Annotated in this window: 26 protein-coding genes; 19 read left to right on the top strand and 7 right to left on the bottom strand. The window is 36.6% G+C overall.

The genetic code is table 11. From position 1 onward, the window contains the following. Positions 1-3 precede the first annotated feature (3 nt). Positions 4-2466 (top strand): TonB-dependent receptor plug domain-containing protein, encoded by a 2463-nt coding sequence (locus BLV64_RS05055; RefSeq protein WP_092133107.1) that lies wholly within the window; start codon positions 4-6, stop codon positions 2464-2466. 93 nt (positions 2467-2559) lie between these two features. Here BLV64_RS05055 and BLV64_RS05050 read toward each other — a convergent pair whose 3' ends face one another. Beyond that, on the bottom strand, positions 2560-3405 hold the full coding sequence (locus tag BLV64_RS05050) for a DUF2911 domain-containing protein (protein WP_092133106.1): 846 nt from the start codon (positions 3403-3405) through the stop codon (positions 2560-2562). 211 nt (positions 3406-3616) lie between these two features. Here BLV64_RS05050 and BLV64_RS05045 point away from each other — a divergent pair, with 211 nt between their 5' ends. Both BLV64_RS05045 and BLV64_RS05040 read left to right on the top strand, forming a co-directional pair. Beyond that, the gene (locus BLV64_RS05045) at positions 3617-4273 is read left to right on the top strand and encodes a TetR family transcriptional regulator C-terminal domain-containing protein (protein ID WP_092133105.1); all 657 of its coding nucleotides are present in this window, start codon (positions 3617-3619) and stop codon (positions 4271-4273) included. Positions 4274-4290: 17 nt separating this feature from the next. Continuing rightward, positions 4291-5607 carry an ABC1 kinase family protein gene (locus tag BLV64_RS05040; protein ID WP_092133104.1) on the top strand — a complete coding sequence of 439 codons (1317 nt, stop codon included), beginning with the start codon at positions 4291-4293 and terminating at the stop codon, positions 5605-5607. 120 nt (positions 5608-5727) lie between these two features. Here the strand turns inward: BLV64_RS05040 and BLV64_RS05035 are convergent, their stop codons facing one another. Then, a complete protein-coding gene (locus BLV64_RS05035) occupies positions 5728-6102 on the bottom strand; it encodes a 6-phosphogluconate dehydrogenase (protein WP_092133103.1) in 375 nt (124 codons plus the stop codon). Positions 6103-6238: 136 nt separating this feature from the next. Between BLV64_RS05035 and BLV64_RS05030 the strand changes: the two genes are divergently transcribed. From BLV64_RS05030 to BLV64_RS04985, 10 genes are all read left to right on the top strand, one after another. Beyond that, positions 6239-7663, top strand: coding sequence for an SDR family oxidoreductase (locus BLV64_RS05030; protein ID WP_092133102.1), 1425 nt, complete (start codon positions 6239-6241; stop codon positions 7661-7663). Between the two features lie 166 nt (positions 7664-7829). Next, on the top strand, positions 7830-8249 hold the full coding sequence (locus BLV64_RS05025) for a hypothetical protein (RefSeq protein ID WP_092133101.1): 420 nt from the start codon (positions 7830-7832) through the stop codon (positions 8247-8249). 11 nt (positions 8250-8260) lie between these two features. Next, on the top strand, positions 8261-8728 hold the full coding sequence (locus BLV64_RS05020; protein WP_092133100.1) for a GTP cyclohydrolase I: 468 nt from the start codon (positions 8261-8263) through the stop codon (positions 8726-8728). Between the two features lie 64 nt (positions 8729-8792). Then, positions 8793-9017, top strand: a complete 225-nt coding sequence (locus BLV64_RS05015; RefSeq protein WP_092133099.1) for a hypothetical protein — start codon at positions 8793-8795, stop codon at positions 9015-9017. A gap of 44 nt (positions 9018-9061) precedes the next feature. Beyond that, the gene (locus BLV64_RS05010) at positions 9062-9745 is read left to right on the top strand and encodes an SDR family NAD(P)-dependent oxidoreductase (protein ID WP_092133098.1); all 684 of its coding nucleotides are present in this window, start codon (positions 9062-9064) and stop codon (positions 9743-9745) included. Positions 9746-9751: 6 nt separating this feature from the next. Beyond that, entirely contained in the window at positions 9752-10279 is a 528-nt protein-coding gene (locus tag BLV64_RS05005; protein ID WP_092133097.1) for a glutathione peroxidase, read from the top strand. Further along, positions 10276-10737, top strand: a complete 462-nt coding sequence (locus tag BLV64_RS05000) for a TspO/MBR family protein (protein WP_092133096.1) — start codon at positions 10276-10278, stop codon at positions 10735-10737. Before BLV64_RS05005 ends, BLV64_RS05000 begins: the two co-directional genes overlap by 4 nt. Positions 10738-10755: 18 nt before the next feature. Continuing rightward, complete coding sequence (locus BLV64_RS04995; RefSeq protein ID WP_092133095.1) at positions 10756-11244, top strand: SRPBCC family protein; 489 nt, start codon at positions 10756-10758, stop codon at positions 11242-11244. Further along, the gene (locus BLV64_RS04990; RefSeq protein WP_092133094.1) at positions 11245-12549 is read left to right on the top strand and encodes a cryptochrome/photolyase family protein; all 1305 of its coding nucleotides are present in this window, start codon (positions 11245-11247) and stop codon (positions 12547-12549) included. A 74-nt stretch (positions 12550-12623) separates the two neighbouring features. After that, entirely contained in the window at positions 12624-12986 is a 363-nt protein-coding gene (locus tag BLV64_RS04985) for a nuclear transport factor 2 family protein (protein WP_092133093.1), read from the top strand. A gap of 92 nt (positions 12987-13078) precedes the next feature. Here BLV64_RS04985 and BLV64_RS04980 read toward each other — a convergent pair whose 3' ends face one another. Together BLV64_RS04980 and BLV64_RS04975 are read right to left on the bottom strand one after the other, a co-directional pair. Continuing rightward, the gene (locus tag BLV64_RS04980) at positions 13079-13732 is read right to left on the bottom strand and encodes a TrmH family RNA methyltransferase (protein ID WP_092133092.1); all 654 of its coding nucleotides are present in this window, start codon (positions 13730-13732) and stop codon (positions 13079-13081) included. A gap of 64 nt (positions 13733-13796) precedes the next feature. After that, positions 13797-14618: a CHRD domain-containing protein gene (locus BLV64_RS04975; protein WP_092133091.1), complete on the bottom strand. Its 822-nt coding sequence runs from the start codon at positions 14616-14618 to the stop codon at positions 13797-13799. A 112-nt stretch (positions 14619-14730) separates the two neighbouring features. Here BLV64_RS04975 and BLV64_RS04970 point away from each other — a divergent pair, with 112 nt between their 5' ends. Beyond that, positions 14731-15417: an SIR2 family NAD-dependent protein deacylase gene (locus tag BLV64_RS04970; RefSeq protein WP_092133090.1), complete on the top strand. Its 687-nt coding sequence runs from the start codon at positions 14731-14733 to the stop codon at positions 15415-15417. A gap of 110 nt (positions 15418-15527) precedes the next feature. Here BLV64_RS04970 and BLV64_RS04965 read toward each other — a convergent pair whose 3' ends face one another. Then, complete coding sequence (locus tag BLV64_RS04965; protein ID WP_092133089.1) at positions 15528-17165, bottom strand: ABC-F family ATP-binding cassette domain-containing protein; 1638 nt, start codon at positions 17163-17165, stop codon at positions 15528-15530. A gap of 170 nt (positions 17166-17335) precedes the next feature. Here BLV64_RS04965 and BLV64_RS04960 point away from each other — a divergent pair, with 170 nt between their 5' ends. After that, positions 17336-17968, top strand: a complete 633-nt coding sequence (locus BLV64_RS04960) for a MarC family protein (protein ID WP_092133088.1) — start codon at positions 17336-17338, stop codon at positions 17966-17968. Between the two features lie 10 nt (positions 17969-17978). Here the strand turns inward: BLV64_RS04960 and trhA are convergent, their stop codons facing one another. Both trhA and BLV64_RS04950 read right to left on the bottom strand, forming a co-directional pair. After that, positions 17979-18605, bottom strand: a complete 627-nt coding sequence (gene trhA, locus BLV64_RS04955; RefSeq protein WP_092133087.1) for a PAQR family membrane homeostasis protein TrhA — start codon at positions 18603-18605, stop codon at positions 17979-17981. Between the two features lie 10 nt (positions 18606-18615). Next, the gene (locus BLV64_RS04950) at positions 18616-19290 is read right to left on the bottom strand and encodes a DUF4294 domain-containing protein (RefSeq protein ID WP_092133086.1); all 675 of its coding nucleotides are present in this window, start codon (positions 19288-19290) and stop codon (positions 18616-18618) included. A gap of 111 nt (positions 19291-19401) precedes the next feature. Here BLV64_RS04950 and BLV64_RS04945 point away from each other — a divergent pair, with 111 nt between their 5' ends. The 4 genes from BLV64_RS04945 (at position 19402) to BLV64_RS04930 (ending at position 22894) form a co-directional block, all read left to right on the top strand. After that, complete coding sequence (locus tag BLV64_RS04945; RefSeq protein ID WP_092133085.1) at positions 19402-20490, top strand: M42 family metallopeptidase; 1089 nt, start codon at positions 19402-19404, stop codon at positions 20488-20490. Between the two features lie 62 nt (positions 20491-20552). Continuing rightward, positions 20553-21107, top strand: a complete 555-nt coding sequence (locus tag BLV64_RS04940) for an NUDIX hydrolase (RefSeq protein WP_092133084.1) — start codon at positions 20553-20555, stop codon at positions 21105-21107. A gap of 582 nt (positions 21108-21689) precedes the next feature. Next, positions 21690-22370: a PrsW family intramembrane metalloprotease gene (locus BLV64_RS04935; protein ID WP_092133083.1), complete on the top strand. Its 681-nt coding sequence runs from the start codon at positions 21690-21692 to the stop codon at positions 22368-22370. Between the two features lie 35 nt (positions 22371-22405). Next, complete coding sequence (locus BLV64_RS04930; protein WP_092133082.1) at positions 22406-22894, top strand: acyl-CoA carboxylase biotin carboxyl carrier protein subunit; 489 nt, start codon at positions 22406-22408, stop codon at positions 22892-22894. Position 22895: the final 1 nt, after the last annotated feature.

Here is a 22895-nt window from a genome sequence, read left to right as displayed (position 1 = left end):
ATATTGACAACTAAAGCCAACTTTCTAAAACTCATTGTTTTCTTATTACCCATTTTCACCCTAGCACAAACGGCTACGGTAAACGGTATCATCTTAAACGACAGTGATTTCCCTATTGAAAACGTAAACATAAAAACGGTTTACGACGGAACAAAAACGAACGAAAACGGGTATTATGAGCTTAAAATACCTGCTAATACTGATGTGGTTATCGAATTTACTCATATCTCTCATAAAAAGGTACAAGCCACTATACATTTAAAAAACGGAGAAGTCTTTGAGTTTAATCCGGTATTAAAAGTCAATATTGAACAAATTTCTACCGTGGTTATTAGCGGTAAAAAACGAAAGGATGTAGAGGGTATTATCACGATATCTCCAGCTGTAATTAGAAAAATTCCTGGTGCTAATGCGGGTGTTGAGAACCTTTTAAAAACTTTACCTGGAGTTAGCAGCAACAACGAATTAAGCACGCAATATTCGGTTCGCGGGGGAAACTTCGATGAAAACTTAGTGTATGTCAATGGCATTGAAGTCTACCGTCCGTTTTTAGTCCGTAGCGGTCAGCAAGAAGGTTTGAGTTTCGTAAATAGTGATTTAGTAGAAAACATAGAATTCTCAGCTGGTGGTTTTCAAGCAAAGTATGGCGATAAATTATCATCTGTTTTAGACATTACTTACAAAAAACCTAATCAGTTTGGAGTGACTGCCGATTTAAGTTTACTTGGAGGAAGTGTTGCTCTAGAAACCGTTAGTAAAGATTCAAAATTTACTGGAATTGTCGGATTGCGTTACCGCGACAACAGTTTACTTGTCGATGCTAAAGAAACAGAAACTAATTACGACCCTAAATTTGCCGATTTACAGAGTTATTTAACGTATCAGTTTACCGATAAGTTTGCGCTAAGCTTTTTAGGAAATGCCTCTCTAAACAAATACAATTACGAACCGCAAACCCGACAAACCAATTTTGGAACGCTCGATGACCCTTTGGCCTTATTGGTGTATTATGAAGGTCAAGAGCGCGATTCGTACCAAACGCTTTTTGGAGCGCTTCAAGGAAGCTACCAAGTTAATGACAACCTGAATTTAAATCTTGTCGCTTCAACCTACCACACGACCGAAGAAGAGCATTTTGATATTTTAGCCCAATACCGCTTAGGACAAGTTAACACCAATATTGGCGATGAAGATTTAGGGGAAGTAGAATTCTCTGAAGGTATTGGCGGACAACTCAACCACGGGAGAAATGATTTAGATGCTTTAATTACAACCCTAGAACACAAAGGAACCTACACTAAAAAAGGTAACGAGTTTAAGTGGTCTGTTAAATATACCAACGAAGATATTCGCGACCGACTTATAGAATGGGAAGTTATTGACTCCGCAGGCTTTTCTATCAACCCACCAACTATAGACGCCTTTAACGACCAACCTTACTCCCCTTACGAAGGTCCGTTAACCGCTTTTCAGAATGTAAACGTAAAAAACAACACACAAATTAATCGCTTACAATCTTATGTCCAGTGGAGTAAAAAATCGAATCTTGGAGCGCATGACGTTTGGTACAACGCCGGGGTACGATCTCATAGTTGGACCGTAAAAGGTGAAGGTATCGCCTCACAGTCTCACACTGTATTTAGTCCGAGAGCCCAATTTGCGATAAAACCCGATTGGAATGCCGATATGTTATTTCGAATTAGTGGTGGATTTTATTATCAACCACCATTTTACAAGGAACTTAGAGATGCTAGCGGACAAGTGCAACCGGATGTGAAGGCACAACAATCTATTCATTTGGTGATTGGTAATGATTATAGTTTTAATATCTGGGAACGCCCTTTTAAGCTAACTAGCGAGCTTTATTACAAATCCTTATCGGATGTAAACCCGTATGCAGTAGAAAACGTACGTATTAGGTATCGCGCTAACAATTCCGCGGAAGCGTACGCCTACGGACTAGACTTAAGATTAAATGGTGAGTTTGTCCCAGGAACAGAAAGTTGGTTTAGTTTAGGCTATTTAAAAACTGAAGAAAACATAAACAACCGCGGAGCAATTGCACGCCCTACCGATCAACGTTTAAAGTTTGCGGCCTTATTTCAGGATTATGTACCCAACTTACCTAATTTTAAAATGTACTTAAATGTAGTCTATAATACCGGTTTACCGGGAGGGTCACCAAGCTATGCCGACCCCTATCAATACCAAAACCGACTACCCGATTACAAGCGTGCTGATATCGGATTTCAGTTTGTGATTGTCGATGCAAAAAAACAATTCGATAGTGGCTGGAAAAAACCATTTAAAGACCTGTCTTTAGGATTTGAAATCTTTAATGTCTTCGATAACCAAAACTCCATTACAAATACATGGGTTCGCGATGTGTACAGCAAGCGTCAGTATGCCATTCCGAACTATTTAACGCCACGCGTGTTTAATATTAAAACCGCGATGCGTTTTTAAAATGTATTTATAGTCGTTAAAAACTACAGATAAAAAAAAGCGAACTTTAAAAGTTCGCTTTTTTATTATATGATTGTCTTTTAAAAAGGAGTCCTATAGTGCACCCCATTCTTTTAAAGAATCTTCATTCATTTTAACGTAGTCTAAATTCCCTGCTTCTTTAGATTTCTCTAATGATAATTTAGCCGTTTTAATTGCATTTTTCTTATCACCAACAGCAGCATAAAGTAAAGCTTGTTTTCTTAATTGATAAAACTTAGGATCTTTCATCATAGATAAAGCTTTCTTCATCCACTCGTTAGCTTGTTTAGGATCTTTTCCTTCTTCTAAATAATAAGTTGCAGCAGCATAGTAATCATTTGCTGAAGGTCCGTTTAAAGCTTTCTCTATAGATTTAGTTACCGTTTTATCCGTATACACACTAAATGGTACTGCTACATAAATGTTTTCCCACATGATTCCTAAAACAGCAGAACTACTTGTTAAATCATCAAAGCCCATAGTAAAGGTTTCTATATTCATAGGTAACTTATAAGTCTCTGCTTTTACAGTAGCAACTACTTTAGAATCGTCCCATTGTGCTGGTGCACCCCAGTTTTGAGTATCCGCATAAAAATAAACATCCCACTTAGAACTGTTTGGTTTAGTAAAAATAGCATAAGTTCCTGCTTTCACATCTTTACCTCCTATTAATACATCTTCACTAAACGTGATTTTAGAATTAAAGTTCGCTCCCGTTCTCCACACTCTATCGTAAGGAACAAGATTTCCAAAAATCTCACGATTTTTCATTCCTGGTCTCGAATATTCTAAAGTCACATCGGTTAAACCAACCTTCTGCTCTATTTTAGTAAAGGGACTCGATTCCGGTATTTCAACCTGTGCATTTAATGCAAAAGAAGCCGAAAAAATAGCGGCTAAAAAAAGTAATTTTCTCATAATCGTATTATGTGTTTAAGTTATTAACTCGTAAATTTAAGCATAAAGAAATCTTTGTTTGTTAACAAAATACTAAATATAAAATCGCACGTCAACCTCTGGCTTGTACACGATAGAAATCCGATAGTCTTATAAATTAACATTTATTTTTGTTTAACATTAATAACAAATCGTTAAACATTACGTATCTTTAACTCATAAAATTAAAACAATGGCTAAAAAGAAACACATTACAGATCAAGATCTTATCTCATTTTATATGGATTATGTATTAGAGCATGATGAACAGCCAAAATCTGTTTATACATTTTCTAAATTGAATAATTTTGATGAATCCAAATTTTATGAGCACTTCGGAACGTTCGAAAGCCTGGAGGAAGGGGTTTTTAAAGCCTTATTCACTAATACATTGGCCGTATTAGATTCTAACGAGGATTATAAAAAGTTTGATGCAAGGGATAAATTATTAAGTTTTTACTTTACATTTTTCGAGAATTTAACTGCAAACAGGAGTTATGTGGTTTACGCTTTAAACAAACACAAGAACAGCTTAAAGTCGTTATCTATTTTAAGTGAGTTAAAAACGGGCTTCTGTAATTACATCGATCATTTAAATATTGAAACCCTAGATATAAAAGAGGAGCGACTAGAAAAACTACAACAACGCTCATTACGTGAAACCGCTTGGTTACAACTCTTATTAACCTTAAAATTCTGGTTAGAAGACAGCTCGCCTTCCTTTGAAAAAACAGATATATTCATTGAAAAAGCAGTCAACACAAGTTTCGATCTTTTAGATATTAAACCTTTAAAGAGTCTTATTGACTTTGGTAAGTTTATTTATAAGGAAAAATTCAACACCCATTAATTTAACACCTGTCACTATTGAAAACTATAGATAAAATACCCACTTCAAAAATTCAAAGAGCGTCAAAACTCGTCTCCACTGGTGCTAAAGTGGGTGTGAATTACTTAAAATATTACGGGGATAAATTTACCAAAACGGAAGCTGAGGCTAAGAACCGATTGGATAAAAATAATGCCGATGATATTTACGACAGCTTAAAACAACTTAAAGGCAGTGCTTTAAAAGTGGCACAAATGTTAAGCATGGAGAAAAGTCTGCTCCCTCAAGCCTATGTCGAAAAGTTCTCACTGTCACAGTTTTCTGTCCCACCCCTATCAGCACCGCTAGTAGCAAAAACCTTTAAACAGTATTTTGGAAAAACACCGAATGAACTCTTTGATACCTTTAACTTAGAATCGGTAAATGCAGCAAGTATCGGACAAGTGCATTTGGCAGAAAAAGACGGTAAACAATTAGCAGTTAAAATCCAATATCCCGGAGTTGCCGATAGTATATCGACCGATTTAGCACTAGTAAAGCCTATAGCCATTAAAATGTTTAATATAAAAGGTAAAGATTCCGATAAGTATTTTAAAGAAGTAGAGAACAAACTCATAGAAGAAACCAATTACATCTTAGAATTAGAGCAAAGTACTGCCGTTGTAGAGGCCTGCAAGCACATTCCTAATCTAAAGTTCCCTACCTATTATAAGGAGTGGTCTTCAGAACGCATTATTACCATGGACTGGATGGATGGCATACATTTATCGGAATTTACTAATACAAATACAGACCAGGAGAAAGCCAATGTATTAGGGCAAGCCTTATGGGACTTTTACATGTATCAAATGCACGTCTTAAAAAAAGTGCATGCCGATCCGCATCCAGGGAATTTTATGGTCTCTCAAGATCATGACTTAATAGCTATAGATTTTGGATGTATGAAAGCGGTTCCAGAAGAATTTTATACCCCCTACTTCGAATTAGCGAAAAAGGAAACGATAGAAGACCCCAAATTATTTACCGAAAAAATGTACGCTTTAGAAATTTTACGCGCTGAAGACAGTCCGGAAGAGTTAGCATTTTTTAACGATATGTTTCAAGGGATGTTGCGTTTATTCACAAAACCGTTTCACGGCGAGACCTTTGATTTTTCAGACCCTAGTTTTTTTAATGCCATTGCTGAATTTGGCGAACGCTATAGTAAAAGCACCGAATTGAGAAAAATGAATGGTAACCGAGGCTCAAAACATTTTATCTATATCAACAGAACCTTTTTTGGTCTTTATAATTTAATGTTTGATCTCAAAGCGCAACATATTAAAATTAACAACTATAAAACGCTTCAGCTTTAAGGAGCTCACAACAAACATTCCAATGATTTAATAGCAAAGTTTAAGCAAAAGAAAGTCCTTGTTTATAGTCAAGGGCTTTACATTGTGCATAGTATAAACTTAAAACTGCAAGGACTCTTTTTAATTACGTTGCCCTCCAAAATGAGGCGAACTTTCTAACTCTACCGAGGTTATAAAGTGGTTAGTATCTCCCAGCCAAAAGAAAGAACCATAACGCTCGAGATAGCGAACCTTAACATATTTACCTTGAAATTCCTGCAAATCGTTAATAACCTGTTCATTATCTTGCTCTACCGAAAACGAAAATATTTGCGCGCCAGAAATCCCTTGACTAATCTCCCCTTCCCAGGTTTTTATTATCATACCGCGTTTACTAAACTTTATCAATTCACCAGAGCGAATCCCTTCACTAAAGGGTACATAATAGATAAAGGTAAAATACCCAGCTATTCCTAGGATGGCTACAAAAAATAGGGTCGCTAAAACTTTTTTCATTAGGAGTTTATTTTAAATGTTAAATATAGGTAGTTTGTAGCAGTTTCTGAAAATTAAGACATAAATTATATTTCGATAGGACTCAGAGTCTTTGATCATCAAGACTTTTAGCACCTCTCGTTTAAACCCAAATACAATGAGAATATTAGTAACAGGAGCTTCAGGATATATTGGAAAACGCATTATTCCAATATTATTAGAGCAAGGTCATACCGTAATTTGTGCTGTTCGGGGAAAATTACGAACCGAGAAACAGTATTCTGAAGAATCTCAAGTTCATATTGTAGAAGCCGATTTTCTAGATCCAGAATCCTTAAAAAACATCCCTAAGGACATCGACGCCGCCTACTACCTGATTCATTCCATGTCGAATTCTGTCGACGCGTTTCAGCAAATGGAAGCCGATTGCGCCATCAATTTTAAAAACTATATAGAAACTACCAAGGTCAAACAAGTAATTTACCTCAGCGGTATAACTAACGACTCGAAATTATCAAAGCATCTTATATCGCGACAAAACGTAGAACACACCCTAGAGTCGGATGTCTATGCCTTAACTGTTTTTAAAGCGGGTATTATAGTAGGCTCCGGGAGTTCATCGTTCGAGATTATTAGAGATTTGGTCGAAAAACTTCCGGTAATGATAGCACCAAAATGGCTAAATACCAAAACACAACCCATAGCCATTCGCGACATTCTCAGTTTCTTAACTAAAGGTTTAGGACGAGAAGAGTTATACAATACCTCTCATGATATTTTTGGACCTGAAGTTTTAACCTACAAGCAAATGCTACTTCGTTTTGCTGAAGTGCGAGGTCTTAAGCGGTATATACTTACAGTGCCAATCATGACCCCAAAACTATCAAGTTATTGGCTTTATTTTGTGACTTCCACCTCATACAAACTCGCTAGAACACTGGTAAATAGTATGGGAGTTGAGATTATAGGTAAGTCAAGCAACATAAACCAACTCTTAGACGTGCAACCTATGTCGTACACTAAAGCTGTTAAATTAGCCTTTGTTAAGATAGAACAAAACAGTATTGCCTCCAGTTGGAAAGACTCTTTTGTTAGTAGCCGCTCTAAAAAAAGAGTTTCCGCTAAATATATCAATGTCCCAGAATATGGGTGTTTTAAAGACATAAAACAACGTAAAGTTAAAAGTGAGGCGCGTACTCTAGAAAAAATATGGGCTATCGGTGGTGAAAACGGATGGTACTACGGTACTACCTTATGGAAAATTAGAGGCGCTATAGATAAATTAGTTGGCGGAATTGGATTGCGTCGCGGAAGAACAAATAAAACCTCCATTCAAACAGGAGATGCTTTAGACTTTTGGCGTGTGCTTTTAGCCGATAAAGATTCCGGGCGGTTGTTACTCTTTGCCGAAATGAAACTTCCCGGTGAAGCTTGGCTAGAGTTTAAAGTCGACAAAGGCATCGTATATCAGCGCGCTGTTTTTAGACCTCGCGGACTTGCAGGACGACTCTATTGGTACAGTGTACTCCCCTTTCATGGTTTAATTTTTAATGGGATGATTAATAAATTAGCCAATGCCTAAACTCCTTTTTCAGGTAAAACCCCTATTGAAAGCAAACTAAACATAGAGAATATCCATCTGAAATTACTTGGTTTTAAAGAGTACTATTAGTTCTATTAAAGTTTTGTTTAACTTTTGTATTATTTCGTTAAACATTTTGTATCTTTGATAGAAATACTACTATTAGATGCTCTATAATACAACATATACTAATAAAGAAGATCAGAACGCTATAGACCTTAGTGTTGGTCGTGCTTATGGTTTTCTAGAACGTATAAAACTAGGAGGCATCGGCTCAAAACGCATGATCATTGAAGAAGTTAGTCCGAACTTAAGTCATATCACCAACACCATATCGGATACTAATTATGCCAACATCGAATTGAGACCTCGTGGTATACTGATTCTAATTAATAAAGGACTATCAAACTATACTTGGGTTATCCCATTTTATCATTTGGTGATCTATAAAATCAACGGATCTAGTATTCATGCTCAAGGAAAGTATATTCATTTTAAAAACACTAGGACATTTAAAGAAAATAAAAGGTTCTTTGACAAGCTGTTGGCTATAAAAGTGAAATTTGACCAACAGTATATATTTTAAGAATCCAGAATATGATTAACTATTTTATTCTCACACCTGTTCACATTGTAATACTTGCATTAATCGCAACACTGTTTATTACGATAAAAAAACAGTACTATAAAATATTTTCTGATATAAATAGTGAAAATATCATAAAATTTGCTTTATTTGAGGTTAAGTATTGGGGTAACATCATTTTTGTTAGAAAAACTTTAATGTTCTTTCCTAAATATGCACGTCTTTTTCGTACATTTTTAGGTGACCTTAGAGTGTCGTTTATATCTTATGGCAAGGTTATTGACATACTTAAAAAAAATCAATTTGAAAGGTGTAACTCACAGGTCATACACGATCAAGGCGATTTACTAAAACGAATAAAAAACAGAATACAAACAATTCTAAGCATAGAAGGTGTTACTGTAACAAATAATGCCAAACATTTATGCTATTCTTCTCGGAGGATTCGAGACGATATGACGGCAACAGTAATTTCTTGATTTTAGAAGCCCCTTAACAGCCTTCTAAATGTATAGAATTGCAACACGACTTAAAAAACGAATAATGGATATTTTAGAAAAAGCACTAGAATTTGAACAACAAGGCACTTCATTTAAAAGTACCAATGAGCGAATAGTTGCTTCACGTGAAGCAAAAGAACTAATTCTTGGCTTAAACGAAATTTATAAGGAAACAAAAAATCCTGAGCTTATGGACGTTATGAAACGTCTTACAGTTATCAAACAAAAAATTGAAAAACGATTAAAAGGTAGACCAAAAAGTAGCTAGAGGCGTTAACACCTACTACGCTACCTTTTTCAAAATAATATCTTATGAAAAAAATAGTTGTAGTAGGCGGAAGCAAAGGAATTGGACATGCGATTGTTCAGCTTTTAGTAAACGATCTCCAGGTTTACAATTTTAGTCGCACACCTCCTCCCGAAACACATCAAAATTTAACACACTATTCTGGTGACATCCTAACCGATGACCTTCCCGATATTGAGGCTTTAGACAGCATTATTTATTGCCCGGGAAGCATTAATCTGAAACCCATCTCCCGATTATCAATCACTGATTTTCGAAATGATTTTGAAATCAACGTCATTGGGGCTGTTAAAACCATTCAACACTACCTCCCTAAATTAAAACAAGGACACAAGCCTTCCATTCTTTTATTCAGCACGGTCGCTTCAACACTCGGAATGCCCTTCCACGCTAGTATTGCCACGGCTAAATCTGGTGTTGAAGGCTTAGTAAAATCTCTCGGCGCCGAATTAGCACCTACCATTCGTGTAAATGCTATTGCCCCCACTGTTACCGATACGGAATTAGCATCTAAACTTTTACGCAACGATAAAATGGTAGCGAATATAACTGATCGCCATCCTTTAAAAAAATTCTTAACCCCAGAAGAGGTCGCCGATATGGCCGCTTTTTTAATCTCTGATAAAGCTGCATCTCTTTCTGGACAAATCTTTAAAATGGACTGCGGTCTTGTTAGTTTTAAACTATAATATCTTATGACTTCTTTTTTCAACTCTCTTTTCAAAAAATCAAAACCTAATAGCGCCGAGAACATCGAATCGTTATACGAGATACCTATACAGAGTTTAACCGGTAAACCCGTTGAACTATCTCTTTTTAAAGGAAAACACATACTATTTGTCAACGTCGCTTCACAATGTGGATTCACACCTCAATATAAGGATCTCGAAACCCTTAGCACGCGTTACAAAGAGAAGCTGGTAGTTATTGGTGTGCCCTGTAATCAGTTTGGAAATCAAGAACCGGGAGAGGCTTCCGACATTCGGAACTTTTGTGAAGTCAATTATGGTGTATCGTTTTTAATCACAGAGAAAATAGATGTGAAAGGCGAAAACCAGCACCCCTTATACCAATGGCTAACACAAAAAAGTAAAAATGGCAGTAAAAACTCCACCGTAAAATGGAACTTCCAAAAATACTTAGTCAGCCCAAAAGGTAATCTTATAGATTACTACTACTCTATAACCAGTCCGTTAAACAAAAAAATAACCAAACATTTATGAGCCGTTTAAAACTGTTTTTCATTTTCTTAATTATTAATTTTTCTGCTTTAGGAATTGGCAGTTGGCTTATGGATAACGGTCCGAGGTCAGCTTGGTATCAAAGTCTTAATAAAGCACCTTGGACCCCACCAGGATGGGTATTTGGAGCGGCATGGACCAGTATTATGATAGCCTTTTCCATCTATTTAAGTTACGTATTTTATAAGAATACTTCTAAGAAACTACAAGTCGTATTCGCTCTTCAAATAGTTCTTAATGTTATTTGGAATTACCTCTTTTTTAATCAACACCTTGTATTATTAGGATTAATCACTATTATCGGGTTAACCGCAGTTGTTTTTTACTTCTTTTTTAAATACAAAACCACTCCTAAAGCTATAAGCTACCTCCTATTACCGTATATGATATGGTTACTAATAGCTACATCTTTAAACGCTTATGTTTTGATTAATAACTAACCACTGTTCGCACTTAGAATGAAAATATACACCTTACATAAAAAACAGAATTTACCAATATCGAAGGCTCAGGCTTGGGATTTTTTATCGCGTCCGGAAAATCTAAAAACAATCACTCCAGATTATATGGGGTTTAATATTTTATCTGGTGGGGACCGCCCCATGTTTGCAGGTCAAATTATTCAGTATATAGTTACACCTATAATAGGAATAAAAACCAAGTGGGTTACCGAAATTACCCACGTCAAAGAAGGGGTGTATTTTGTAGACGAACAACGTTTTGGTCCTTATGCCTTATGGCATCACAAGCATTTTATAAAAGAAATTGACGGCGGTGTGGAATTGGAAGATATCATCGATTATAAAGTCCCCTTTGGTTTTCTTGGTCAGCTCGTTCAACCTTTTTTGGTCAAGCCTAAATTAGAAGAGATTTTCGAATATAGAACAAAAAAGTTAGAAGCCCTTTTTGGGAAATATACTAAGAACACCCCTTTAAAAACAGATTAAATGAAGCAAGCAATAAACATATTTTGGTTTCGTCGCGATTTGCGATTAGATGATAATGTAGGATTTTACGAAGCTTTGAAAGGCGGAAACCCCGTTCTTCCCCTGTTTATTTTTGATACTGAAATAATTGATACTTTACCTAAAGACGATGCTAGAGTCACTTTTATTTATGACACGCTTCAAGACATGCGGCAGACCCTACAAAAAGAGCACAATAGTAGCTTAGCGGTATATAAAGGGACGCCTGCAGCTGTTTTTAAAGAATTACTAACCAGCTATACCATTGAAAACGTTTATACCAATCGTGATTATGAGCCTTACGCTAAAGAACGTGATGCTAATATAGAACAGCTTTTAAATACGCATAACATTAAATTCAACACCTTTAAAGATCATGTTTTTTACGAAAAAAATGAGATTACTAAAAGTGATGGTAAGCCATATTTAGTTTACACGCCTTATATGAAACGTTGGCGGGAGGCCTTTAAAAACGATGATTTAAAGATTTATTATACCCAGTCGCACTTAGACCAACTGATTAAAAACACAGGTTTACCAAACCTTAGCTTGTCTGATATTGGTTTTATAAAATCATCGCAAACCATAGCGTCTTATACGGTGACCCCGACGGTAATTGCCGACTATGAGAGTAAGCGCAACTTCCCTGCTCTGGACGCCACCTCGAAAGTTGGTCCGCATTTACGTTTTGGAACTGTCAGTATCCGAAAATTACTAAAAAAAGCGATTGCAGAATCGAACGACACCTTTTTAAAGGAGTTGATTTGGCGGGAGTTTTTTATACAAGTCCTTTATCACTTCCCCAACACCCCCACCCAAGCGTTCAAGCCCAAGTACGATAGGATTGAATGGCGTAATAACGACGTCGAGTTTAAAAAGTGGTGTGAAGGCAAAACGGGTTATCCGCTTGTCGATGCCGGTATGCGCGAACTGAACACCACGGGGTTTATGCATAACCGCGTTCGCATGTTAGTAGGTAGTTTTCTATGTAAACATTTACTTATCGATTGGCGCTGGGGGGAGGCTTATTTTGCCGAGAAACTACACGATTATGAAATGGCTAGCAATGTAGGGAATTGGCAGTGGGTTGCAGGAACTGGTGTAGATGCCGCGCCCTATTTTAGAATCTTTAACCCCACCACCCAAATTAAAAAATTTGATAAAGACCATAACTATATCAAAACGTGGGTTCCCGATTATCAGGAGTTAACCTACCCAGAACCTATAGTAGACCATAAAGAAGCCCGGGAACGCTGCTTGCGAACATATAAAGCGGCCTTAGCTTAAAAATAACACTACAGTACTAGCAATGAGTATTTTAAAAAACCGTAACTTAATCTAGAATTATTACTATTAAGATTATGGAAACAAAAGCAGTTGCAAAAAAATGGAAAGCCCTATGCGAGCAAGGTAAGGGATTGGAATGTATTAACGAATTATACGCAGATAGTATTACGAGTAAAGAAATGCCTGGCATGCCGAATGAGGTCGTATCAGGAAAGCAAAATGTATGGAATAAAAATAAAAAGTGGTTAGATAATGTTGAAGAGTTTCACTCGAGCTCTATTAGTGAGCCTATTGTTGCAGGGAATCACTTTACAGCGACAATGAATTTTGATATCACTTTTAAAGATAGTGGACGTCATAAAATGGAGGAAGTAGCTGTCTTTGAAGTAAAAGATGGGAAAATTAAAAACGAACAGTTTTTCTACAGTATGGAATAAATACCCCTCTATTAAACTATAAAAAGCAGTAGATTCCTAAAGAATGTACTGCTTTATGGCTTCTATTTTACGGGTTCTCTAAAAACTACTTCTTATTTATTATAAAAACGTTCAATAATTTTATCGTGACTTTTAATGGTTTTTGTACACCAGTCCAATCGTTTTTCAAGCTTTTCATCTTCCGTTAATCCCCAATCAATATCTGTTTTTTTCAATTTTGTGGTCACATGTTGTAATATAATGGCCGCAGACACCGATATATTCAAGCTTTCGGTAAATCCAGACATCGGAATTTTTAAAAACACATCGGCTTGATCTAAAACCTCTTGCGATAAGCCTTCCGTTTCTCTTCCGAAGAAAAAACAAGATTTTTTTGTCACATCAAAATCGTGTAGCTCACAATCATCGGTATGTGGTGTGGTTGCTACAATCTGATAGCCTTTACGCTTTACATCGGCAATACATTCTTTTACAGAATGGTAGCGATTTAAATCGACCCATTTTTGCGCACCCATGGCTATTTCACGGTCGATACGTTTGGAATTTACTTCCTCAACAATATTAACCTCTTGAATACCAAACACATCACAACTTCTAATAACAGCACTGGTATTATGCAGCTGATAAACATCTTCGGTAGCTACAGTAAAGTGTTTTGTTCGCTGATTAATAACGTAATTAAAACGCTCTAATCGCTTTGGTGTTAAATAACTTTCTAAATGTTCTAATAATGCTTTATCAATCATAAATAAAAAATAAAAACCTGATGATAGTTAGGCATCAGGTTGTCTTTTCGTTCAACTTATACGCTTAATTATTAACGTCTATATCTCCTTGTGCTAGCAGCACACCCGGCTGGCTATCACTTAAATGCACATTAATATAACCATCCACTGTGAGCAGGTCATTATATAAAAATGCTGTGCCATCATCTAATACCGACACATTAGATTTACCAATTCCCGAAGTACCATCTACGGCGTTAAAAGTAAAAATAACAGGTCCGCTAGTTGCCGCATTATTACTATGAATGTGGGACGGATGACTGCCTCCAGATGGTGTTCCGTTTAATGAAATCACTGCCAGTGCTTCACCGTTTACACGTTTGGTAAAAGTAATATTTCCCGAAACATCTATAACATCCTTTTCCAATAAATCATAAGTAATCTGTGTATCTGTTAAATCATTTTGACCAATATCTCCTTGAACTAAAAGACCATCAGACTCATAGCTGCTATACTGAACATTAACATGTCCGTCAAAATCTAATAGCTCCTCATAGGTAAAAGCATCGGTTGTAGTGCTACTCCTTCCTGTCTCACTACTTACAGGCTCTAATTCCAAAGCAACATCCCCGGCTTCGGCTGCTGTATTTAACCGCAATTGTGCAGGATGCTCAGCGACATTTATAGTCCCAGTAAGCGCGATAACAAGCGTGGTTGTATTATTAGAGTTTTTAATAATAGTAAATAGACCGTTAACATCCAATTCTGATGCCGAATTGAGATCGTAAGTTGTACTTGCCAATTGCGTTACTACTTCTTCAGGAGGTGTGGTATCATCGTCATTTTCACAAGCGACAAAAAACAATACGGGAACGATAACGAGTAAGTGTAATAGCGATTTTCTCATAGTCTTAATGGTTTGTTTATCGGACTAATTTAATCATTGTTTACCTATTGTTCAATTCATTTTAAATAGAATAAAAATTAATCTATCTTTAATCCCCATTGAAAACAAGACTATGAAACACATTGTTGTACTTACAGGTGCTGGAATAAGTGCCGAAAGCGGATTACAAACTTTTAGAGATGCTGATGGCTTGTGGGAAGGTCATGATGTTATGAGTGTGGCATCGCCAGAAGGTTTTCAAGCTAACCCTTCCTTAGTTTTTGAATTCTATAACCAACGCCGCCGACAATTATTGGAGGTGCACCCCAACGCGGCACATCTAGAATTAGCGGCTTTAGAATCCGATTATAAGGTGACTATTATTACACAAAATGTCGATGATTTACACGAGCGCGCAGGAAGCACAAACGTGATTCATTTGCACGGCGAACTACTAAAAGCCCGATCGACAGTAAACGAACATGCTGTATTACCATGGACCACCGACTTAAATAGTGGTGATTGTAATCCTCAGGGTGAGCAACTGCGTCCGCATATCGTATGGTTTGGCGAAGCGGTGCCTATGTTAGACGAAGCTATGGCCGTATGCAACACAGCAACCGATTTAATTATTGTAGGCACCTCGATGCAGGTTTATCCTGCTGCAGGATTAATGCATTATGTCCCTGAAGGCACACCGACCTATTTTGTAGATCCTAATCCCAATGTATCGGCATCCCAACAACTAACGGTAATCGCTAAACCCGCTACTTTAGGCGTAAAGGAAGCTATTGAAATGAGTAAAAATAACGCGGGTTAATACCACCGCTTTACTTCAAATAACACAACAAAAAAGAGACGCCGTTTGTACGAGGTCTCTTTTTTATATATAGAAAATTCAATTTGAATTCAAAAAAAGTGAGGCTACACTTATAATTTTAAATCCATTTCTTTAATACTCTTTATTCTGTTACGCTCAAGGAAAGCATCAATGGTTTCAAAATGCTCGATAACACGTTGGTCTTTAAATTCAAAAACCTTTTGAGAAAGACCTTGAAGGAAATCACGATCGTGAGATACTAATATTAATGTTCCATCAAAGGCTTTTAATGCGTCCTTTAAAACGTCTTTCGATTTTAAATCTAAGTGATTGGTAGGCTCATCCAATATTAATAAGTTCACTGGCTCTAATAACAATTTCACCATAGCCAAACGTGTTTTTTCACCTCCCGATAGTACGCTAACCTTTTTATCGATCTCATCACCTTTAAACATAAAGCGACCCAAAATATTTTTCACTTGAGTACGCATATCCCCTTTCGCTACCATATCTACAGTTTGAAATATAGTTAAATCAGGATCTAAAAGCGAGGCTTGATTTTGTGCAAAATATCCTATTTGTACATTATGACCTATCGTGCAGCTCCCCTCGTAATCAATTTCACCAAGAATGGATTTAATCATTGTGGACTTCCCTTCTCCATTTCGTCCTACGAAGCTTACTTTCTCACCTCGGGAAATAGAAAAACTAGCGGCATTAAAAATAGTTTTATCTCCGTATTTTTTAGACAACTCCTCCACTATCACAGGGTAATCTCCCGAGCGTTGCGCTGGCGGAAAGGTTAATTTTAGTGCTGAGTTATCAATTTCATCAATTTCAATAATTTCTAACTTCTCCAACATACGTTCTCTAGAAGACACCTGGTTGGTTTTTGAGTAGGTCCCTTTAAAACGCTCAATAAACGCCATATTATCCGCAATAAATTTTTGCTGCTCTTGGTAGGCTTTAATTTGATGTGCACGACGCTCCTCACGCAACTGCAGGTAGTGTGTATAATTTGCCTTATAGTCAAAAATACGCCCCATGGTCACCTCGATTGTTCGGTTGGTAATCGAATCGATAAACGCACGGTCGTGAGAAATTACCATTACAGCATTGGCTTTATTCACTAAAAAATCTTCTAACCACAACACCGATTCGATATCAATGTGGTTGGTAGGCTCATCTAATAATATTAAATCTGGTTTCTGCAATAAGATCTTAGCAAGCTCAATTCGCATACGCCATCCCCCACTAAAAGTGCTCGTTTGACGGGTAAAATCCTCTTGCTTAAACCCTAATCCTTTTAGGGCTTTTTCTACTTCAGAATCATAATTTACATCTTCTAAAGCGTAGTATTTCTCCCCTAAGTCGGCTACTTTTTCGATAATGGACATGTACTCATCACTCTCATAATCCGTACGTGTTTCAAGGGCTTTATTTAAAGCATCCATTTCATCACGCATTTCAAAAATATGACTAAATGCTTTCGCCGCTTCCTCAAAAACAGTACAGTTATCTTCGGTAAGTAAGTGCTGTGGTAAATAAGCGATTACAGTATCTTTCGGACAACTTACTTTTCCTCGGTTTGCCGATTGCCTACCAGCGATAATTTTCATCATCGTCGATTTCCCTGCTCCATTTTTCCCCATTAAAGCAATTTTGTCATTTTCATTAATCACAAAATTTACATCTTTAAACAAGGTTGTGCCGCTAAACTCTACGGCTATATTATCTACTGTAATCATATTCTAATTTTAAGATTGCGAAATTAATAAATTGAATGTATTAATTAGTTGATCTCTGTATAGTTTTTAATATTAATCCGCCAATTCTATGTCCTATAGCGTCTTTTTTTCTTAATTTCGCGCCTTCAAAATATAACACGTTAATTATAAATCGATTACCATAGCTTTTCATGACTGACCTTTTATCCTTTGCCCTACTATCTTTCACGTCTTTTTTCACCTTAATCAATCCTCTTGGAACGATGACTATTTTTATGACGATGACTAAAGATTTGGACAGCGCTCATCGTACTCAAACGGCAAAAAAGGCCTCACTTGTGGCGTTTATTACTATCGTTATTTTCGCATTCTCTGGGCAGTTACTTTTTAATTTCTTCGGTATTTCGGTTAACAGTTTTAGAATCGTAGGTGGTGTTATTTTCTTTTTAATGGGAATGGATATGCTTCAAGCGCGCTTAGGAACAGTAAAAGTCAACCCTAAAGAAGTAAAAAATTATGTGAGTGATATTTCGGTAACACCTTTAGCGATACCTATGATTTGCGGACCGGGAGCTTTAACAAACGCGATTGTTATGATGGAAGATGCACATACCATCGAACTAAAAGGGGTATTGATTGCATCAATAATAGTCGTGATGCTGTTAACTTTTGTTATTCTTTATAGCTCTTCACGAATTATAAAACTACTAGGAGAAACAGGTAATAATGTGATGATGCGATTAATGGGGTTAATCGTTATGGTTATTGCTGTCGAATTCTTTTTTGCTGGTTTAAAACCTATCGTTAGCAGTATGATGAACTAACCTGCTATTTCTAAATAACATAGAAATACACCATAAAATAGTGAAAAATCGCGCCTGCACTGACAAAAAAGTGCCATATAACATGATTATAAGGAATTTTATTCACGCTATAAAACACAATTCCTAAGGTATAAGCAGCACCACCGGCAGCCAATAGTAGCAAACCGTTAGGATCCATAAGCTCTGAAAGCTGTTTGAAATCGAAAACCACTAACCAGCCCATAACTAAATAAAGCAGGGTTGAAAACACCTCAAATCGTCCGGTGAAAAACAGTTTCAAAATCACACCGAATAAAGCAATTCCCCAAACGGCATAAAACAGCGGCCAGCCTAAACTTTCCGATAAGGAGATTAACACCACCGGCGTATAGGTCCCAGCAATTAAAAAGTATATACTGATATGATCGAGAATTCTGTAATAATGTTTCCGAGACGCTTTTTCTTCATAGTGATATAAGGTCGAAGCGGTAAATAAAATTATAATCGAGAAACCATAAACCAACACGCTAAACAAGCTCCAGTCGGTTTTATTGCTATTTTTTATGATAAGAAATACCAATCCGATAATGCCCAAAATGGCGGTTATGCCGTGCGATAAGGCATTTAGCTTTTCTTCAAAAGGTGACTGTTGGTGCATTATGAAAGTACTATTTTAACCATTTATTAGACAATTCATAAAAATCAAATTGTATTGCAGGCTCTTGACGTTTCAACACCCCACTCTGAAAGCTACGTTCTAGAATATCTTCTATATAATAATCTTCTTTCACGTTAACAGGATCGAATTCTTCCTTCAGGGAAATATTAAATAAAGTCGCTGTAGTATTAAACCAAAAAGCACGCCAGCCACTTCTAAGGTCTTTGATAAGATCGAATGTGGTCATTCCTGTTTGGCGGTGGACTAATTTTACTAAGATCTGCCCCTCGGTACGGGTGAGTTTTTTTAATTCATCGGAGAATTCATTTTCTATATACTTCTGAATCCTTCTGGCATAAACCCGTTTATCTCGTTTGGACGCTAAGGAATTTATACGCTCGTTTAGGGATTCCAAGCGCTCGGCAGCCAAGATCGCATAAGGATAGACTTTTATGGTTTTTCGGCGTAATATCACATAGCGTCTACGCTCTAAAGTATTATCAAATTTTAATCGGTGAAGAAGCATCACTTCATTTAAATCGATAGCATTTACGGGTATAGAATCGCCATCGATTAAAGTGTACTCCATCACAATAGAATCATTTTCTACCGGTACAATCTGTGCGTAGAAACACCATGGTGACCACAGTAAAAAAAACAGAATAAGAATTGAATTGATCTTCATATAAAACGAAACGCTAAAATCGTTCCAAAATTTTAAAATTTATGTTACAAAAATACTAATTAATAGTCTGTATAATTGTTTATTGCTATTTTAGTGAAAAATTAAAACACAATGGCAAAAAAGACAATTTTAAACGAGAAGTCTATGGACTTTTTAGAAAAATATTTAAATAATGCATCCCCTACAGGATACGAATGGGACGGTCAGAACATATGGATGGACTACCTAAAACCGTATGTCGATGAGTTTATAACCGATACTTATGGAACTGCAGTAGGTGTTATTAATCCTGATGCCAAATATAAAGTCGTTATCGAAGGTCATGCTGATGAAATTTCATGGTATGTCAACTATATTAGTGATGACGGATTAATTTACGTGGTTAGAAATGGTGGTAGTGATCATCAAATTGCACCGAGTAAAGTGGTAAATATCCACACTAAAAACGGAATTGTAAAAGGTGTATTTGGATGGCCAGCAATTCACACGAGAAACAAATCTAAAGAAGAAGCGCCGAAGCCGGACAATATTTTTATCGACTGTGGTTGTAAAACCAAAGATGAAGTTGAAGAACTTGGCGTACATGTAGGTTGTGTAATTACTTACCCAGATGAATTCCATATCTTAAACAAAAACAACTTTGTTTGTCGTGCATTAGACAATAGAATGGGTGGTTTTATGATTGCTGAAGTAGCGCGTTTATTAAAAGAAAACAAAAAGAAATTACCTTTCGGATTATATATTACGAACTCTGTACAAGAGGAAATAGGTTTACGTGGTGCTCAAATGATCACCGAGCGTATCAAACCTAATGTGGCTATTGTAACCGATGTAACTCACGATACAACAACGCCTATGATAAACCAAAAAGCGCAAGGACATTGCGAAATTGGTAAAGGGCCAGTTATCGCTTATGCACCAGCGGTACAACAAAAATTACGTGATTTAATTACCGATACTGCCGAAGCTAATAAAATACCATTCCAACGTGCAGCACTTTCTCGTGCTACAGGAACAGATACCGATGCGTTTGCTTATAGCAATGGCGGTGTAGCCTCAGCACTAATCTCTTTACCATTACGTTACATGCATACCACTGTAGAAACGGTACATAGAGATGATGTAGAAAACGTGATAAAATTAATTTACGAAACACTACTTAAAATTGAAGACGGTGAAACGTTTTCTTATTTTAAATAATCATTACCTTAGAGGTAATATTTTATAAATTCAGAGCCTCTTTTTAGAGGCTCTTTTTTGATATGAACGAAGAAACATTAGATATTGTAACCCAAACAGGTGCCCCTACTGGAAAAACAGCACTTAAATTTGTTGTCCACAATAAAGGCCATTACCACAACACCGCCCATATATGGTTTTACACGTTAACAGGTAAAATTCTTTTAGCACAACGTGCGGCTTCAAAAGCGCTCTACCCCTTACTATGGGATGTATCGGTTGCCGGTCACGTCGATGCCGGTGAGTCGGTTGCCCAAGGTGGTATTAGGGAAGTTCATGAAGAAATAGGTCTCAGTATCACTGAAAAAGACCTACAAAAAATCGGTGTTTTTGAATGCTTTCAGTCCTACCCTAACGGCATTATCGATAATGAATTCCATCACACCTATATCGTGGTATTAAACGTCCCTTTAGACGCATTAACACCACAGCCGGAAGAGGTAGAAGCTCTAAAATTAGTTTCCATTTCCGAGTTTAAAGATCTCTTAGTCAGCAGTGATACCAACGGACATTTTGTGGCCTCAAATCGGGATTACTATTTAAAAGTTTTGGAGGCCGTCAAACTAGCTATTATTTAATAACTTAAAAGTGATAAACTACTTGTTTAAATTGCTTTATTTATTTTATCGTTAAATCTAATTGATTTACAAATCCTCATCAGAGATCTTCTCCCACTTATGGATAATAATAGCGCTCGAATCTTTTGAATTGTTACACGTCGGACTGGTGTTAAGCTGAGAAACTACGGTGTCGTTTTTATACGTGCCGCAGCTTGTACATTTGTAGGTAGACATAGATTAACGATTTGGGTTATATTTAATTGGGTTCTCAAAACTAATTGCTAAGTGGACACAGCGTGTCCGTTTCAAACTTAATTTGCTTTGTTATTGCAATAGTAGCGCTTCTATTTCCCAAATAATGGGAATCCGTAAAACCCCCTAAAAAAACGCATCTCCATCCCCTATTTAATGCTAACCACCTAACAATTACCTAGTCTGTCATTTATTTTTGCTCCGGTTACACCATAAAAAAGGACAAGCTTTTTATATCTTTGCCCCTTATATATTTAGTGGAAAATCTGTCTTTAAAAAAAATATAATTCACAGAATTCCAAAACCGACGTTTAATTGCAATTCTAAAAAAACAGCACGGACAGCCCCATGAATTTACTTTTATTAGCCCTCGCTCCTATTTTAATTGTTATCCTATATATTTATATCAAGGACAAATACGAAAAGGAGCCCAAAGGCTTACTCCTTATCTCCTTCCTTTTAGGAGGTATTGCCAGCATCATTATTACCACCATACTATATAGTGTATTTGAAATTTCTCTACCGCTAACCGACAGTCTAAGTGTTACCCAGCAATTTATTCAAGCTTTCGTTGTGGTGGGCTTTTCTGAAGAGTTCAGTAAATACATAATCGTATTGCTTTTTGCTCAACACCGCAAAGAATTTAACGAGCGTTTTGATGGTATTGTATATGCCGTTATGGTGTCTATGGGCTTTGCCGCAACCGAAAACATCCTTTATGTGCTAGAGGGTGGCGCATCAACGGCAATCTTAAGAGCTTTCACCGCCGTTCCTGCACACGCCACATTTGGTATCCTTATGGGTTATTTTATGGGAAAAGCTAAATTTTCAAAACACAAAATACTACTCAATCTAACCGGTTTATTTTTTGCCGTTCTATTCCACGGCTCCTACGATTTCTTTCTGTTTATCCAATTTATACCGGGTATTTGGATTGGCGCTTTTGTATCTTTGATAGTCGGTATTTGGTTATCGCGAAAAGCAATAAAAAAACATCAAAGCGTATCGGTTTTTAAATTTACTAAATAACACCTTATCTTTATCCTCGAAATACATCAAAATTTATGAGTAAGACATATAAAACAAGCGTTAATTCTAATTATGACTTTGAGTTATCAGAAGACAACGTTTTAGCATTAGATGCTTTAAAAACAGCACATAATTCCTTTCATATCCTTGAAAACAACACGTCTTTCAAGGCCAATATTATAGCGTCAGATTTTAATACTAAAAGCTATAAGGTGGAGATTAACAATACCACTTACAACGTTCAAATCAACGATGCACTTGATGGTCTCATTAAAGACATGGGGTTTGAAATCGGTGCTTCAAAAACCGTTAATGATATTAAAGCTCCTATGCCAGGGCTTATCTTATCTATTAACGTTAATGAGGGTCAGGAGGTTAAAGAAAATGATCCTTTATTAATATTAGAGGCCATGAAAATGGAGAACGTTTTTAATTCTCCTCGCGATGGGGTTATTAAATCCATAGCCGTTAAAACTGGTGATGCCGTAGAGAAAAATCAATTATTAATTGAATTTGAAAATTAAG

It is taken from the genome of Bizionia paragorgiae (assembly GCF_900107625.1).
Classification (GTDB): domain Bacteria; phylum Bacteroidota; class Bacteroidia; order Flavobacteriales; family Flavobacteriaceae; genus Bizionia; species Bizionia paragorgiae.
This window is presented reverse-complemented; position numbering and strand designations above follow the sequence as displayed.

Coding starts and splice junctions, on each gene's coding strand:
- BLV64_RS05050 (WP_092133106.1), bottom strand. CDS start 3,405: ATGAGAAAATTACTTTTTTTAGCCGCTATTTTTTCGGCTTCTTTTGCA.
- BLV64_RS05045 (WP_092133105.1), top strand. CDS start 3,617: ATGGCTAAAAAGAAACACATTACAGATCAAGATCTTATCTCATTTTAT.
- BLV64_RS05035 (WP_092133103.1), bottom strand. CDS start 6,102: ATGAAAAAAGTTTTAGCGACCCTATTTTTTGTAGCCATCCTAGGAATA.
- BLV64_RS05030 (WP_092133102.1), top strand. CDS start 6,239: ATGAGAATATTAGTAACAGGAGCTTCAGGATATATTGGAAAACGCATT.
- BLV64_RS05025 (WP_092133101.1), top strand. CDS start 7,830: ATGCTCTATAATACAACATATACTAATAAAGAAGATCAGAACGCTATA.
- BLV64_RS05020 (WP_092133100.1), top strand. CDS start 8,261: ATGATTAACTATTTTATTCTCACACCTGTTCACATTGTAATACTTGCA.
- BLV64_RS05015 (WP_092133099.1), top strand. CDS start 8,793: ATGGATATTTTAGAAAAAGCACTAGAATTTGAACAACAAGGCACTTCA.
- BLV64_RS05010 (WP_092133098.1), top strand. CDS start 9,062: ATGAAAAAAATAGTTGTAGTAGGCGGAAGCAAAGGAATTGGACATGCG.
- BLV64_RS05005 (WP_092133097.1), top strand. CDS start 9,752: ATGACTTCTTTTTTCAACTCTCTTTTCAAAAAATCAAAACCTAATAGC.
- BLV64_RS05000 (WP_092133096.1), top strand. CDS start 10,276: ATGAGCCGTTTAAAACTGTTTTTCATTTTCTTAATTATTAATTTTTCT.
- BLV64_RS04995 (WP_092133095.1), top strand. CDS start 10,756: ATGAAAATATACACCTTACATAAAAAACAGAATTTACCAATATCGAAG.
- BLV64_RS04990 (WP_092133094.1), top strand. CDS start 11,245: ATGAAGCAAGCAATAAACATATTTTGGTTTCGTCGCGATTTGCGATTA.
- BLV64_RS04985 (WP_092133093.1), top strand. CDS start 12,624: ATGGAAACAAAAGCAGTTGCAAAAAAATGGAAAGCCCTATGCGAGCAA.
- BLV64_RS04980 (WP_092133092.1), bottom strand. CDS start 13,732: ATGATTGATAAAGCATTATTAGAACATTTAGAAAGTTATTTAACACCA.
- BLV64_RS04975 (WP_092133091.1), bottom strand. CDS start 14,618: ATGAGAAAATCGCTATTACACTTACTCGTTATCGTTCCCGTATTGTTT.
- BLV64_RS04970 (WP_092133090.1), top strand. CDS start 14,731: ATGAAACACATTGTTGTACTTACAGGTGCTGGAATAAGTGCCGAAAGC.
- BLV64_RS04965 (WP_092133089.1), bottom strand. CDS start 17,165: ATGATTACAGTAGATAATATAGCCGTAGAGTTTAGCGGCACAACCTTG.
- BLV64_RS04960 (WP_092133088.1), top strand. CDS start 17,336: ATGACTGACCTTTTATCCTTTGCCCTACTATCTTTCACGTCTTTTTTC.
- trhA (WP_092133087.1), bottom strand. CDS start 18,605: ATGCACCAACAGTCACCTTTTGAAGAAAAGCTAAATGCCTTATCGCAC.
- BLV64_RS04950 (WP_092133086.1), bottom strand. CDS start 19,290: ATGAAGATCAATTCAATTCTTATTCTGTTTTTTTTACTGTGGTCACCA.
- BLV64_RS04945 (WP_092133085.1), top strand. CDS start 19,402: ATGGCAAAAAAGACAATTTTAAACGAGAAGTCTATGGACTTTTTAGAA.
- BLV64_RS04940 (WP_092133084.1), top strand. CDS start 20,553: ATGAACGAAGAAACATTAGATATTGTAACCCAAACAGGTGCCCCTACT.
- BLV64_RS04935 (WP_092133083.1), top strand. CDS start 21,690: ATGAATTTACTTTTATTAGCCCTCGCTCCTATTTTAATTGTTATCCTA.
- BLV64_RS04930 (WP_092133082.1), top strand. CDS start 22,406: ATGAGTAAGACATATAAAACAAGCGTTAATTCTAATTATGACTTTGAG.